The 14,589-nt window shown below is 65.3% G+C and carries 13 protein-coding genes; 7 read left to right on the top strand and 6 right to left on the bottom strand.

All coding sequences use genetic code 11. The annotated features are described in order from the left end of the window. Positions 1-623: 623 nt before the first annotated feature. The 5 genes from ftsY to H9X91_RS03575 all read right to left on the bottom strand — a co-directional run bounded on the left by ftsY (position 624) and on the right by H9X91_RS03575 (position 6,421). Positions 624-1,496: a signal recognition particle-docking protein FtsY gene (ftsY, locus tag H9X91_RS03595; protein ID WP_204802607.1), complete on the bottom strand. Its 873-nt coding sequence runs from the start codon at positions 1,494-1,496 to the stop codon at positions 624-626. 6 nt (positions 1,497-1,502) lie between these two features. Next, a complete protein-coding gene (locus H9X91_RS03590) occupies positions 1,503-1,721 on the bottom strand; it encodes a zinc ribbon domain-containing protein (protein ID WP_204802605.1) in 219 nt (72 codons plus the stop codon). An 11-nt stretch (positions 1,722-1,732) separates the two neighbouring features. Then, positions 1,733-1,948: a hypothetical protein gene (locus H9X91_RS03585; RefSeq protein ID WP_204802603.1), complete on the bottom strand. Its 216-nt coding sequence runs from the start codon at positions 1,946-1,948 to the stop codon at positions 1,733-1,735. After that, positions 1,945-5,511 carry a chromosome segregation protein SMC gene (smc, locus tag H9X91_RS03580; protein ID WP_204802601.1) on the bottom strand — a complete coding sequence of 1,189 codons (3,567 nt, stop codon included), beginning with the start codon at positions 5,509-5,511 and terminating at the stop codon, positions 1,945-1,947. The genes H9X91_RS03585 and smc overlap by 4 nt, the downstream gene beginning before the upstream one ends. A 187-nt stretch (positions 5,512-5,698) precedes the next feature. Next, complete coding sequence (locus H9X91_RS03575; protein WP_204802599.1) at positions 5,699-6,421, bottom strand: ClpP family protease; 723 nt, start codon at positions 6,419-6,421, stop codon at positions 5,699-5,701. A 370-nt stretch (positions 6,422-6,791) separates the two neighbouring features. Here H9X91_RS03575 and H9X91_RS03570 point away from each other — a divergent pair, with 370 nt between their 5' ends. The 6 genes from H9X91_RS03570 (at position 6,792) to H9X91_RS03545 (ending at position 11,426) form a co-directional block, all read left to right on the top strand. Then, positions 6,792-7,145, top strand: coding sequence for a hypothetical protein (locus tag H9X91_RS03570; RefSeq protein WP_204802596.1), 354 nt, complete (start codon positions 6,792-6,794; stop codon positions 7,143-7,145). A gap of 16 nt (positions 7,146-7,161) precedes the next feature. Beyond that, positions 7,162-7,731: a hypothetical protein gene (locus H9X91_RS03565; RefSeq protein WP_204802594.1), complete on the top strand. Its 570-nt coding sequence runs from the start codon at positions 7,162-7,164 to the stop codon at positions 7,729-7,731. Between the two features lie 2 nt (positions 7,732-7,733). Next, complete coding sequence (gene proB / locus H9X91_RS03560; protein ID WP_204802592.1) at positions 7,734-8,543, top strand: glutamate 5-kinase; 810 nt, start codon at positions 7,734-7,736, stop codon at positions 8,541-8,543. Positions 8,544-8,679: 136 nt separating this feature from the next. Next, the gene (locus tag H9X91_RS03555) at positions 8,680-9,927 is read left to right on the top strand and encodes a glutamate-5-semialdehyde dehydrogenase (RefSeq protein WP_204802590.1); all 1,248 of its coding nucleotides are present in this window, start codon (positions 8,680-8,682) and stop codon (positions 9,925-9,927) included. 40 nt (positions 9,928-9,967) lie between these two features. Further along, complete coding sequence (gene proC, locus H9X91_RS03550) at positions 9,968-10,765, top strand: pyrroline-5-carboxylate reductase (RefSeq protein WP_204802588.1); 798 nt, start codon at positions 9,968-9,970, stop codon at positions 10,763-10,765. A 124-nt stretch (positions 10,766-10,889) separates the two neighbouring features. Further along, a complete protein-coding gene (locus H9X91_RS03545) occupies positions 10,890-11,426 on the top strand; it encodes a dihydrofolate reductase family protein (protein ID WP_204802586.1) in 537 nt (178 codons plus the stop codon). Positions 11,427-11,504: 78 nt separating this feature from the next. Here H9X91_RS03545 and H9X91_RS03540 read toward each other — a convergent pair whose 3' ends face one another. Further along, positions 11,505-13,682: a 5'-nucleotidase C-terminal domain-containing protein gene (locus H9X91_RS03540; protein WP_204802584.1), complete on the bottom strand. Its 2,178-nt coding sequence runs from the start codon at positions 13,680-13,682 to the stop codon at positions 11,505-11,507. Positions 13,683-13,965: 283 nt separating this feature from the next. On the opposite strand from H9X91_RS03540, the gene H9X91_RS03535 reads away from it, so the two are divergent. Next, on the top strand, positions 13,966-14,589 hold a 624-nt coding region (locus tag H9X91_RS03535), incomplete at its 3' end, for an amidohydrolase family protein (RefSeq protein WP_204802581.1).

The raw sequence follows: 14,589 nt of genomic DNA, 5'->3' as shown, positions 1-14,589 counted from the left end.
GCATTGGGCCGCCTGGGATCGTTCCACCCGTTCGGATGGAGAAAACAGCCATGCTGATGGCTGGGCAGATGCACCCCCCATTTCTCTTTTGGTCTTGCCAAAAGAGAAACGGGCCGTGCACGGTCCAAAGAGAAAAAACGCTTCGGCGGGTCGGTCCGCGCAAGCGCAGACCTCCTGCCGCCGGCGGGGGATGGCTGGCGCTCCCTTGTAGAAGTCAGGGCCGGAAACGCGCCGCCCTTGGGGAGACCTTTGGCCCGGGGAAGTTTGGGATACCCTCAGCCTCTCTCCCCGCTGCCGCTCACGCTCCCACGAAGAGCAGCCAGCGGCAGCGAAAAGAGAAGCAGCTCGATGCGACAACCACCCCGACAAGGCCGGCACCATCCGCCACGGGACGGAAGTTCCGAAAAACGCAGAAGGCCCAAGCGTGCCCGAAGGCGGGCCCAAATCGGAGCAGGCATCGATACGCCGACCCCCGTCGCGCGGAGGGCCACTGCACCGGAGCGCGCCTAAGCGATTTTTTCTCTTCCACCGGGCGCGGCGCATTCTCTTTTTGTCAAGAACAAAAAGAGAATGGGGGGCGCACCCCTGTGGGAACAGCCCCCTGCGGGAGCGGAAATCTCCTCTCAGATAATTGCCTCCACGTAGTCCTTCGCATCGAAGGGCTTCAGGTCGTCCAGTCCCTCGCCGACGCCGGCCAGCTTCACCGGCACGCCCAGTTCCTTGGCGATGGCGATGACGATGCCGCCCTTGGCGGTGCCGTCCAGCTTCGTCAGCACGATGCCGGTGAGGCCGGCGGCCTCCTTGAAAGTCCTGGCCTGGATCAGGCCGTTCTGTCCGGTGGTGGCGTCCAGCACCAGCAGCGTCTCCCGGGCGGCGCCGGGGCACTCCCGGTCGATGATCTTGGAGAGCTTGGCAAGCTCCGCCATCAGGTTGGCCTTGTTGTGGAGGCGGCCGGCGGTGTCGCACAGCACCACGTCCACGCCCCGGGCCTTGGCGGCCTGGAGAGCGTCAAACAACACCGCGCCGGGATCGGCGCCCTCGTGCTGGCGGACGATCTCACAGCCGGAGCGCTCCGCCCAGATCTGCAGCTGGTCCGCGGCGGCGGCCCGGAACGTGTCCGCGGCGCACAGCAGGACCCGCTTGCCCTGGCTCTTCAGCTGGTGGGCCAGCTTGCCGATGGAGGTGGTCTTGCCCACGCCGTTGACGCCGATGAACAGCACCACGCTGGGGGTGGTGGACAGGTCCAGAGCGGTGTCGCCCACGTCCATCTCCTCCGCCAGGATGTCCCGGAGGGCGGCCTTGACCTCCTCCTGGCCCTGGAGCTTCTCCTTCCGCACCCGGGTGCGGAGCTTCTCCACTGCGTCCAGGGCCGTGTCCATGCCCAGGTCCGCCAGGATCAGTGTCTCCTCCAGCTCTTCAAAAAAAGCCTCGTCCGCCTCGGAAAAGCCTGAGAACAGATTGGTGGTGATTTTTTTCAGTTTGTCAAAAAAGCCCATGGTCTCTCACTCCACTTTCTTGCCGCAGTAAGGGCAGGTCTTGTCCGGGCGGAGTTCCCGGACCGGTTTTCCGCAGTGGGGGCAGCGCAGCAGCAGCCACACCAGCCCCAGGTCCAGCAGAAAGATCCCCAGTCCGGCGTAGGTCATCCACCCGCCCCGGAAAAGCAGGATACCTGCCAGCAGGCCCACCCAGATGATGATCATCTGTTTATGTTTGCGCTTCATGGATCGTCTCCTTATTTGATCTTCAGTTCCCTCGCCATGTCGTTCAGATTGATGGTCAGGATCTTGCTCACGCCCTGTTCCTGCATGGCGGCGTCGTCACAAGCTCCGTATCCCTCGTTCCGGCCTCCCGGCCAGAACTCGCGCTCTCCGCTGTTCCTCCTTTTCCCACCGAAACCGCTTCGCCGGGTTTCGGCGGGAGTCCTGAGGGACGGCGTCACCATGCTCACTTGATCTTCAGTTCCTTCGCCATGTCATTCAGATTGATGGTCAGGATCTTGCTCACGCCCTGCTCCTGCATGGTGACGCCGTAGAGGACGTCGGCCTCCTCCATGGTGCCCCGGCGGTGGGTGATGACGATGAACTGGGTCCGTCCCGCCAGCGTCCGCATATAACGGGCGTAGCGGGTGACATTGGCGTCGTCCAGCGCCGCCTCGATCTCGTCCATGACGCAGAAGGGCGTGGGGTGGACTTTCAGGATGGAGAAGTACAGGGCGATGGCCACAAAGGCCTTCTCGCCGCCGGACAGCAGAGAGATGGTCTTGAGGGTCTTTCCCGGCGGCTGGGCCTTGATCTCGATGCCGCAGCCCAGGATGTCGTTCTCATCCTCCAGCTCCAGCTTGGCCGTTCCGCCGCCGAAGAGCTCCTGGAACGTGGTCTGGAAGCTCTCAGACAGCAGCCTGAACTGCTCGGCGAAGATCTTCGTCATCTCTTCCGTGATCTCGCCAATGATGCGCTCCAGCTCGCCCTTGGCCTTCTCCACGTCGTTGCGCTGGTCCGTCAGATAGGTATAGCGGGTGTTCACCCGCTGGAACTCATCGATGGCGCCGATGTTGGGGGTGCCCAGGGCGGCGATGTCCCGCTTCAGCTCCCCGATCCGCCGGTTGGCCTTGGGCACGCTCTCCAGCTCGATCCGCAGGGCTGTGGCGTCGGAGTGGGAGAGCTCGTAGTGCTCCCACAGCCGGTCCAGGATCTGCTTTTCCTCCATGGCGGAGGTGGCCCGCCTCTGGTCCAGCCGGGCCACTTCCCGCTCCAGATCCAGCAGCGTCTCGTTCATCTCCTGGCCCGCCCGGTTCTTTGCGGTCCGCTCCGCCTCCAGGGCGTTCTTCTCCTCGGTGATGGCGGCCAGCCGCTTTCGGAGGGCAGCGCCCTGACCGGCCAGTTCCTCCAGGGCGGCCCGCAGGTCCGCGGCCTCCGCCTCCGCGGCGGCGATGTTCTGCCGGTAGGTCTCCACCATCTGCTGCTTCTGTTCCCGGTCCCCGGAGAGGTCCGCGCACAGGGCCCGCAGGTCCGCGGCGCTGCGGACCGTGGCGTCCCGCTCGGCGGCCAGGGCCGCCAGGTCGCTCTTTCTCCCGCTGATCTCCTCCGTCAGGGCGCCGGACTGGGCCAGCAGCTCCGACTGGCCGGAGAGGGCCTGCTCCGCCCGGGCCCGCAGGTCCGCCGCAGCGGACTCCTGCCGGTCGATCTCACTCTGGGCGGCGGCGGCGCGCCGCTCATTGTCCTCCAGCCGGCCCGCCAGGCTCTCCAGCTCGCCGGTAAGGTTCTCCACGTTCTCCTCCAGAGAGCGCAGCAGCAGATCGTACTGTCCCCTGGTGCCCTCCAGCCGCAGGACCTCGTCCTCCGCCTGGCGGCGCTGGGCCTCTGCCGTCTCCAGCTCATACTGGGCGGCGGCCAGCTCCCGGGCGGCGGCCTCCTCCGCCAGCTTTGCCTCTTCCAGCTTCGCCTGCATGGCGGCGGACTTTGCGGTGAGCTGCTCCAGCTCCGCCGCCCGGCTCAGCACACCAGCGGACCGGCTGGTGCTGCCTCCGGTCATGGAGCCGCCCCGGTTGATGACCTGGCCGTCTAGCGTCACGATCCGGAAGGCGTTGCGGTACTTCCGGGCCATGGCGATGCCGCAGTCCAGATCCTCCGCCACCACGGTGCGGCCCAGCAGGTTGTAAACGATATTCTGGTATTGGGGGTCGAATGCCACCAGCCGGGAGGCGATGCCCACGAAGCCGAACTCATTCTCCACGCCCCTCTCCCGGAGCTCCTCGCCCCGGATGGCGGTGAGGGGCAGGAAGGTGGCCCGGCCAGCGTCCCGCTGCTTCAGGTAGCCGATGGCGGCCTTGGCGTCCTCCTCCCGGTCCACCACGATGTTCTGCAGCCCCGCTCCCAGGGCGATCTCGACGGCCAGGGAGTACTTGCCGTCGGTCTTCACCAGATTGGCCACCGGGCCGTGGATGCCCCGCAGGCCGCTCTGGGCGTGCATGACCGTCTTGACCGCCTTGGAGAAGCCCTCGTACTCCTTCTCCATCTCTGCCAGCAGCCGGCGGCGGTTCTCCAGTGTCTGGACATCCACCGTCAGCTGGACCCGCCGGTCCGCCGCGGCGGCGGCCTTCTTCTTCCGCTCCTCCATCCGCAGGCTGTGGCCGGCGATGATGTTGGCGGCGGCCTCCGCCTCATCCCTGGCGTCCTCCAGGGCTCGGCGGTTCTCCTTTGCCTCCTGGCGGGCGGACTGGAGCTGCTCCTCCGCAGCGGCTCTGTCCCGCTCCGCGGTCTCCTGCCGCTCCCGGATCTGCGCTCTCTCCGCCTCGGCAGCGGCCAGCTCCGCCCGCTGATCCGCGGCGGCGGCCACGGCCATGGCCTCCTGGGCCCGGAGGCGCTCCGCCTCCGTCTGAGCCCCTCCGGCCTGCTCCGCCATGGCCTGGGCCTTTTCCAGCAGGGCGGCCAGGGCGTCATTCAGTTCCCCGATCCGGCGGTCGATCTCCGCCACCCGGGCCTCCTGCTCCTCCGCCTGCCTGGCAAGGCCGCCGGAGCGGCTCTCGGCCTCCGCCAGCTCCGCCTGCGCCCGGTCGATGTTCTCCCGGTTGTGGGCGACGGTGCTCTCCAGCACGGCGGCGGCGGACTCCTTCTCCCGGATCTTCTCCTCCAGCGCGGCGGAATCCGCCCGGATGCGCTCGGCCTCCAGGTCCTTCTCCCGCATCTTTTCGCTGTACTGCTCCCCCTCGGCATAGAGGGCGTCCAGGTCGGTCCGGGCCTTGTCCCGCGCCTCCTCGGCGGCCCGGAAGTCCGCCTCCAGCTTGCGGGCGCCGGCCTTCAGGGCGTCCAGATTTTCCAGCCAGACGGAGATCTCCAGCAGCCGCAGCTCGTCCCGCAGCACCAGATACTTCCTGGCCTTCTCCGCCTGCTCCCGCAGGGGGTCCACCTGCAGCTCCAGCTCGGCGATCTTGTCGTTGATGCGGACCAAGTTCTCCTCCGTCCGCTCCAGCTTCCGCTCCGCCTCCTCCTTCCGGTGGCGGAACTTAGAGATGCCGGCGGCCTCCTCGAAGATCTCCCGCCGCTCCCCGCTCTTGGCGGAGAGGATCTCGTCGATCTTGCCCTGGCCGATGATGGAGTAGCCCTCCCGGCCCATGCCGGTGTCCAGAAACAGCTCCGTCACGTCCTTCAGCCGGACGGACTGGCGGTTGATGTAATACTCGCTCTCTCCGCTGCGGTAGTAGCGGCGGGTGACGGACACCTCGCTCTCCTCCATGGTGGGGAAGATATGCTCCGTGTTGTCCAGCACCAGCGTCACCTGGGCAAAGCCCACCTGGCTGCGCTTCTCCGTGCCGCCGAAGATCACGTCCTCCATCTTGGCGCCCCGGAGGCCCTTGACGCTCTGCTCCCCCATCACCCATCGGATGGCGTCGGAGATGTTGGACTTGCCGGAGCCGTTGGGGCCCACGATGGCGGTGATGTCCTCGCCGAAATTCAGGACCGTCTTGTCCGGAAAGGACTTGAAGCCCTGGATCTCCAATGCTTTTAAATACACGCTTTCACCTCGCTCGGCCCTTCGGCCGGATCACATACTATAACTAGTATAGTATAGCAAAGCGAATCTCCCATTTCAAGGAAAAATCTCTCGTTCTGCCTGTGAAATCCCCGGCGCAGCGCACAGCGGGCGGGGCGTCTCCGGCGTCCCGCCCGCTGTGCCGCTCTCTGCGTCCGTTTTCCGGCGCTCAGGACGGTCTCCGCTTCCCCCGGGCCTCCTCGATTTGTCGGTAGAGGCACTGGAGGCCGTCAGAGAGGCCGCCCACCTGGTCGATGATGCCCAGGGACACCGCCTCCTCCCCGTAGACCACGCTGCCCACGTCCGCGGCCATGTCGTCCTTTTTCAGCATCAGGGCCTGGAATTTCTGGGTGGTGATCTGGCTGTGGCCGGAGACGAAGGCCACGATCCGGTCCTGGAGCCGCTGGAAGTAGTTGTAGGTCTGGGGCGCGGCGATGACGGTGCCGCTCATGCGGACCGGGTGGATGGTCATGGCGGCACTGGGAACGGCGAAGCTCCGCCGGGCCGCCACCGCCAGGGGCACGCCGATGGAGTGGCTGCCCCCCAGCACGATGGAGACCGTGGGCTTCGTCATGCCGGCGATGAGCTCCGCGATGGCAAGGCCCGCCTCCACGTCGCCGCCCACGGTGTTCAGCAGGAAGAGGACACCGTCCACCTCGTCGCTCTCCTCCAGCTTGGCAAGCAGGGGCAGCACGTGCTCGTATTTCGTGGTCTTGGCGCCGCTGGCGGCGGTGTTGTGGCCCTCGATCTGGCCGATGATGGTGAGGCAGTAGACGGAGCCGTGGGGCGTCTTCGTCAGGGCGGAGCCGAAGTCCACGATCTGCTGGGAGCCGTCCTTCGTGTTCTCGTCGTTTTCGGCCCCAGCGTCCGACTGCTTGGTGCGTTCTAACATGGTGATCCCTCCTGTTCCCCGGTAGCATCTGCAATTTTATGAAAAGTACGCGCCGGACTTTCCTTTTGCCCGTTGATGTGGTATGATAAGAGAACAAAATTTTGGAGATCTCCGGCTTTCAGAACAGGAGGGGCGTCTTATGGGAACGATCCGACAGAAGCTACATGCGGTATGGAAACGGTGGCCTCAAATTGTGCTGGCCTGCGGAATCCTGGCCCTGACTTTCTGGATGGGAATGGGGTTTCAGTCCCGGATCGACTGGGAGGAGCAAAAGCGTGACTTCTACTCTGCCTGTTACGCAACGGCGAGTCCGATCCACCAGCTCGATGTCTGGTTGGATTTCCCTTACTTTCAATCTCTGGAATCCCCCATGGAGGATCCGGGTATCGAGCACAAAATGGCCCAGATGCGGCAGTCCGCCGCCAGGATCCGGGAGACGATGTTTATCAGCGGCTCCAAAAGCTGGATCGACTCTGAGGTCACCGTCGCCTATCTGGAGGCTCTGACCGATACGCTGCTGGGTGACGGCGGTCTGGAGTTTCAGCCAGAGTCCCGGCTGTTTGCCGTCAGTGAGCCCCTGATGAACGCCGTGGAAGCCAGCGCCTCTTTCGATGAGCTGCTCACCGCCCTGGAGACGGAGCTGAACACCCCCGCCGGCCAGGAGGCGCTGGAATTTCTGGAGCTCTCGGAATATCCTTTGACCCCCGCCCCAGGAGAGGTCTGAAAAGGAGGCGTTTCTCATGGAAAAAGTCCGTCAAAAGCTGACCTCCCTTCGGTCGCGGTGGCCCCGCATCCTCGCCGCCTGTCTGGCGCTGGCTCTGGCCTTCGGGCTGGGGATGTACGTCCAGTCCCGGCGGGATGTAGCCCGGGCGGCGGAGGAGCAGAACGCCTCCCTGCGGACATCGCTGTACAGCCTGTCAGAGGCTGTTGATGACCTGCCCAACCTCATCGAGTCCTTGGAGGACGGTGCGCCGATCCCCCCTGACTACAATGGGACTTTTACTCTGCTGCGGCTGCGGGCCGGCGCGGTCCTGGAGCAGCTGCACCGCTCCTCCGGCACAAAGGAATCGCTGGCCCACTGGTATCTCTATGACCTTTGCGGCTATCTGTGCGATCTGGAGTTTTCCACAAAGGCGGACCTGGAGGACGCATACGACACATCGTGGCCCCTGGTGGACGCGGCGGCATCCAAATTCCGGGGCGGCGCCATGACCCAGGTAGAGGATCGGTTGGCCACAGACAAGGGGCAGGAAATCCTGGGGCGGATGGGGACTCCCAATGTCACCCAGATCATGCAAGGAGGAACGTAACTTTGGAACAGACAAAACAGCGTATCGTGGTGAAGGTGGGCACCTCCACCCTCACCCATGAGTCCGGCGCGCTGGACCTGTGGAGCATGGAGCATCTGGTGCGGACCCTGGCGGACCTGCAGGGCATGGGCCATCAGGTGATCCTGGTGACCTCCGGTGCCATCGCCGTGGGCACCGCCAAGCTGGGACTGCCCGAGCGGCCCAAGGAGCTGCGGATGAAGCAGGCCGCCGCCGCGGTGGGCCAGTGCCGGATGATGCACATTTACGACAAATTCTTCTCCGAGTATAACCGCTCCATGGCCCAGATCCTGCTGACCGGGGACGACGTGGAGGACCCGGACCGGGCGGACCACCTGCGCAGCACCTTCTCCGCCCTGCTGGAGATGGGGGTCATCCCGGTGGTGAACGAGAACGACTCCGTGTCCTCCGCCGAGATCGAGACCGGCAACCACAAGGTCCTGGGCGACAACGACACCCTCTCCGCCATCGTGGCGGAGCTGTGCCGGGCGGACCTGCTGGTGCTGCTCAGCGACATCGACGGGCTGTACGACGCCGATCCCAAGACCCACCCGGAGGCCAAGCTCCTTCACTCCGTGACGGCTCTGACGCCGGAGATTCTGGAGATGGCCGGCGGCGCCGGCAGCTGGCGGGGCACCGGCGGCATGGCCACCAAGCTCTCCGCCGCCCGCATCGCCATGGAGGCCGGGTGCGACATGGTCATCACCAACGGCAAGCGGATGGAGGACCTGTACGGCATCGCGGAGGGGAAGGACATCGGGACGAGGTTTTTAGCGAAAAAAATTAGGAGTTAGGAATTAGGAGTTTTGGTGTCCGGCAAAACCGGACGATTAAAAATCGTTCCGCCCATGGCGGAACACAACAATTCCTAATTCCTCATTCCTAATTCCTCATTCAAGGAAGTTCTTCATTCAAGAAAGGTGTGACGATATGACAGCATTGCAGCAGCAGGGCGCGGCGGCGAAGGCCGCCACCTACGTTCTGGCCACTGCCGGAACGGCCAAGAAGAACGAGGCGCTGGCCGCCATCGCCGACATTCTGGCGGAGCGGCAGGCGGAGTGGCTGGCCGCCAACGCCGAGGATGTGGCCGCCGCAAAGGAGGCGGGGATGCGCTCCGCCATGCTGGACCGGCTGACCCTGACGCCGGAACGGGTGGCGGGCATCGTGGACGGGGTGCGGCAGGTGGCCGCCCTCCCGGACCCCATCGGCAAGGTGGATAAGATGGAGACCCGGCCCAACGGCCTCATCATCGGCCGGCGGCGGGTTCCCCTGGGGGTCATCGCCATCATCTTTGAGGCCCGGCCCAACGTCACCGTGGACGCCGCCGCCCTGTGCCTGAAGTCCGGCAATGTGTGCATCCTCCGGGGCGGTAAGGAGGCCATCCGGTCCAACCGCTGCGTGGCGGAGCTGATGCGGGAGGCTCTGCGGTCCGTGGGCCTGCCGGAGGACTGCATCTCCCTGGTGCAGGACACCAGCCACGAGACAGCCAATGAGCTGATGCACCTGGACGGGTATGTGGACGTGCTGATCCCCCGGGGCGGTGCCGGGCTCATCCGGGCCGTGGCGAAAGAGGCCAGCGTGCCGGTGATCCGCACCGGCGAGGGCGTGTGCCACATCTATATCGACGACGAGGCGGACCTGGACATGGGCGCCAGGATCCTCTTCAACGCCAAGTGCTCCCGGCCCTCCGTGTGCAACGCCGTGGAGTGCGTGCTGGTCCACCGGGACGTGGCGGCGGACTTCTGGAAGCGCGCCCTGCCCCTTCTGGACGAGAAGGGCGTGGAGCTGCGGGCAGATCCGGAGGCCCTGGAGATCCTGGGCACCCGGGCGATTCCGGCAGCAGAGAGCGACTGGGACGCCGAGTACGACGACTATATCCTGGCCGTCAGGACCGTGGGCGGCATGGACGAGGCCATCGCCTTCATCAACGCCCACGGCACCCAGCACTCGGAGGCCATCATCACCAAAAACTACTTCAAGGCCCAGCACTTCCTGGATCAGGTGGACGCAGCGGCGGTGTATGTCAACGCCTCCACCCGGTTCACCGACGGCGGCGAGTTCGGTCTGGGGGCGGAGATCGGCATCTCCACCCAGAAGATGCACGCCCGGGGCCCCATGGGGCTGGAGGAGCTGACAAGCTGCAAATACGTCATCTACGGCGAGGGGCAGGTGCGGTAAGCATCTCCCTTTGAAATTGAGCAAAAGAGGTTGATGGAACATGGCGACATTTGGTTTTATCGGCACCGGCAACATGGGCGGTGCCCTGGCCCGGGCGGCCCGGAAGCGGCTGTCCGGCGGGGAGATCCTGCTTGCCAACCGCACCGCCGCCAAGGCGGAGGAGCTGGCAGAGGAGCTGGGCTGCCAGGCGGCGGACAACGCCGTGGTGGCAGCGAAGGCGGACTACATCTTCCTGGGCGTGAAACCCTATCTGGTGGCGGGACTGATGGAGGAGATCGGCCCGGTGCTGGCGGCGCGGAAGGGCCGGTTCGTTCTGGTGTCCATGGCGGCGGCGCTGACCATCTCCGATCTGCGGGCCCGGGGCTGCGGGGACTGGCCCCTGATCCGCATCATGCCCAACACTCCCTCCGCCATCGGGGAGGGCGTGATCTTCTACACCTGCGACGGCGTCACGCCGGAGGAAGAGGCGGGATTTCTGGAAAACATGGCGGGCGCCGGGCGGCTGCTGCCCCTGGACGACCACCTGATGGACGCCGGCAGCGCCGTGGCCGGCTGCGGCCCGGCTTTCGTGGACCTGTTCATCGAGGCCATGGCGGACGGCGGCGTGGCCTGCGGTCTCACCCGTCCCATGGCGCTGGAGTGCGCCGCCCAGACGCTGATCGGCGCCGCCCGGCTGATGCTGGAGACGGGCAGGCACCCCGGCGCACTGAAGGACGCGGTCTGCTCCCCCTCCGGCGCCACCATCCAGGGCGTTCGGGCGCTGGAGGCCGGCGGCTTCCGCAGCGCGGTGATGGAGGCAGTCATCGCCGCCTATGAGAAGAGCGCGGAGATGAAGTGAACGATCCGTGGCCGGAGGCAGCTGCCTCCGGCCACGGTATTTTTTTCCGGCCCCCAGGGGCTTGCCAGAGAGCCGGACGCTGTGGTATGATCGTTCTCCCAACTTGATCGACAGGAGGACGCGTATGGCACGGGACATCATCTTGAATCTGGCAGTCAGCCTGGACGGCTTCATCTGCGACGAGGACGGCGGCTTTGCCTGGATCGGCGGCCAGGGAGACAGCCTGGCCGACACGGCGGACCGCTTCAGCTTCGACGCCTTTCTGGCGTCCTGCGACACTGTCGTCATGGGGCGTAAGGCCTATGAGGACTGCTTCAGCTCTCTTTCCGAAGCGGAGGACAAGCGGTTCCTGGTGGCCTCCCGGACGCCCCGGGCGCCGGAGGGTCCTGTCAGCTTTCTCTCCGGCGATGTCGTTTCAGAGGTCCTGGCGCTGAAGGGCCGGCCCGGCAAACACATCTGGCTGTTCGGCGGCGGGGAGCTGGCCGCGGATTTCATCCGCGCCGATGCCGTGGACCGGTATATCGTGGGCATCCTGCCGGTGATCCGCGGCAGGGGACGGCGGCTGTTCCAGGAGGGGCTTCCGTCAACAGAGCTCCATCTGGACCGCTGCACCGTGGCGGACGGCATCCCCATCCTGGAGTACAGCCGGCGGGGCCGGTGAGAAAAACAGACAACAGCCGCAGGGAGCATTCCCTGCGGCTGTTGTTTTGCGATTTGAGAAGATCTGACTTCCCTCCGATCAGGCGGCAGCGTTGGCGGCCCGATACAGGAAGGTCACGATCTGGCCCCGCTGGCAGACGGTGTCGGGAGAGAAGGTGCTGCCGTCGCCGGTGCCGAGGGTGACGCCCTGGGCCACGGCCCAGTTCACCGCGCCGGCATAGTCGGCGTCGGCGGCCACGTCAGTGAAAGAGGAGGCAGCGGCCTCGGGGCTGTCAGCGGCGACCCACATGAAGTACACCGCCATGGCGCGGGTGCAGCCGGCATAGGGATCGAAGGTCTCGCCTTCCACCAGGCCCTGCTCGCTGGCCCACTGGACAGCCTTGAAGAAGTACAGGCTGGTGTCCGTCACATCGGTGTAGGCGGGCTCCATGCTGGCAGGCTCCGGAGAACCGGCGGCACGCCACAGATAGGTGATGATCTGGGCGCGGGTGCAGTTCTGATAGGGGGAGAAGGTGGTGGCGGTGGTGCCGTTGGTGATGCCCTCGTCCACGGCCCACTCGATGCCGTCATAGTAGGGAGAGGTGGCCGCCACGTCGGTGAAGGCCAGCCCCTGGTCGACCGTGATGCGGCCGGCGGGCTCGCCGTAGGCCTCAGCGGTGACGGTGCCCTTCAGCTCCTCGGTGATGTAGTCCATGACCACCTCGTCCATGGCGATGCCCAGATCATAGTTGACAGAGGCAGCCGCGAACGCATAGTAGGTGTCGCCGCCGGCGGCCATGAAGTCGTTGGTGGCGATGGTGTAGGTGGCGTTGGCGTCAAAGGGCTCGCCGCCCACGGTCTCGATGGTGACGCGCTGGATGCTCTTGGGGCCGTAGTAGGTGGAGCCGGGATACAGCTCGCCCTGGTCATAGGCCTTGGTGGTGTCCACGGTGAACTCGATGCCGCTCACCTGGGGGAAGCCGCCGATGGAGGTGGGGGTGCAGTAGGTGGAAGCCTCCAGCGCCTCCAGCAGCTCAGCGCCTGTGACCTGGACGATGCTCAGGGTGTTGCCGAAGGGCAGCACGGTGTTGATGTCCTTCTTGGTGATGTCGCCGGCGGCGATGGAGGCGCGGATGCCGCCGCCGTTGGTGACGGCCGCGTCCACCTCGGTGCCCTCGCGCTCAGCGCCCCAGACCAGGGCGTCGGTGATCAGGTCGCCCAGGTTGGTCTCCTCGGTGCGGTTGCCGGGCTCCCGCTCGCCGTTCAGAGCCACCTCGGTCTTGGCGAACACGGTGCCGTACTCGTCGTCGATCTCCTTCTGGATGGCGGCGGCGCGGGCGGCCACGTCGGCGTCCTCGTCCGTCAGGGAGGCAGCAGAGACAGTGGAGGCATCGATGCGGCCGGTCTCCCCGTCGATGGTGACCACGCCGACGCTCTCCAGCTTGGTGCCGGTGGAGGTGAGGACCGTGCCGTTCACCATGCTGCTGTCCACAGAGATCTCATTGCCGCCCGCCTGGCTGGCTGCCGTCAGCGCGGCGGTGATATCGTCCTGGGTGGAGTGGGAATGGCCGTCGATGAAGAGGTCGATGCCGTCCACGTTCTCCAGCAGGTCGATGGAGCGGTTGCCCGCGGACTCGTCGTCAATGCCCAGGTGGCCCAGGCAGATGACATAGTTGCAGCCCTCAGCCGTCAGGGCGTCCACCTGCTCCTGGGCGCAGTCGTACAGGTCCTCGCCGGCCAGGAAGGTCACGCCCTGGATCTTGGCGGGGTGGGCCTTGGTGGCGGTCTCCGGAGTGTCCAGGCCGAACACGCCGATCTTGGTGCCGTCGGGAGTGGTGAACACCAGGTTATCCTCAAAGGCCACACGGCCGTTGTACAGGACGTTGGCGTCCACGATGGCAAAGTCGGCATCCGCCTCCAGATCCTTGAGGTTCTGGTAGCCGTAGTCGAACTCATGGTTGCCCAGGCTGACCACATCGTAGCCCGCCAGGTTCATCAGCTCCACGGCGGTGGCACCCTCAGACGTGCTGACGGTGGGATCGCCCTGGATAAAGTCGCCGGCGTCCATCAGCAGGACGTAGGCGCCGCGGGCCTCGTAGGCGTCCTTCAGGGCCGCCACCTTGGCATAGCCGGCAATGGCGCCGTGGACGTCGTTGGTGTGCAGGATGACGATGTCGCCGTTCAGATCCTGGGCCGTCTCCTCCGCCGCATTGGCGGTGACAGCCAGGGAGAACGTCATGACCACCGCCATCAGCAGGGACAAGACTTTCTTTTTCATTCTTTTACCTCCTCGATTTTGTGGAAACCGGATTTCCACGGGATGGGTATAGTATACCATATCTGGTAAAAATAGACAGAGGGGAAACGGCAGTTTTCCCTTGAAAAAACCACCAGAAATCCCCGTGTTTTTTTGTAGAAGAAGCGCAAACTTTTTCTATGCGGCTTCTGGTAATCCCGGCAGATGGGTGATATACTGAAAAAAACAGCGGCGGCCGGGGCGCTCCGGCGGATCGGCCGCCGGGCGCCCAAGCGCGCCGCAGGCACACAAGGGAGGTTTTCTGATGACAACATTGCTCAAGGGCGGGACCATCATCACCGGCGCCGGGCAGCGGCGGGCCGACCTGCTGCTGGACGGCGAGAAGATCGCCTGGATGGGCCGGGGTTCCCAGACGGCGGACCAGGTGGTGGACGTGACCGGCTGCTTCCTCTTCCCCGGTTTTATCGACGCCCACACCCACTTTGACCTGGACGTGGCAAACACCACCACGGCGGATGACTTCTATACCGGCACCCGGGCAGCCCTCCGGGGCGGCACCACCACGGTCATCGACTTCGCCTGCCCCAACAAGGGCGAGTCCCTGCACCACGGGCTGGACCTGTGGCATCAGAAGGCAGACGGCAGGGCCTTCTGCGACTATGGCTTCCACATGACCATCGACGACTGGAACGAGTCCATCCGCGCCGAGCTGCCGGACATGTTCGCCAAGGGCATTTCCTCTTTTAAGATGTATCTCACCTATCCGGCCATGATGATCGGTGACCGGGACATCTACTGGGCCCTGAAGGAGCTGAAGCGCCTGGGCGGCATCGCCGGCTTCCACTGCGAGAACGCCGGCGTCATCGACGGCCGTGTCGCTGAGCGGAAGGCCGCCGGAGAGCTCTCTCCCGCCTCCCATCCCCGCACC

The sequence above is a fragment of the Oscillibacter valericigenes genome (assembly GCF_016902445.1).
Taxonomy (GTDB): domain Bacteria; phylum Bacillota; class Clostridia; order Oscillospirales; family Oscillospiraceae; genus Oscillibacter; species Oscillibacter avistercoris.
The sequence above is the reverse complement of the archived record's forward strand: the minus strand, read 5'-3'. Positions and strand labels throughout refer to the sequence as shown.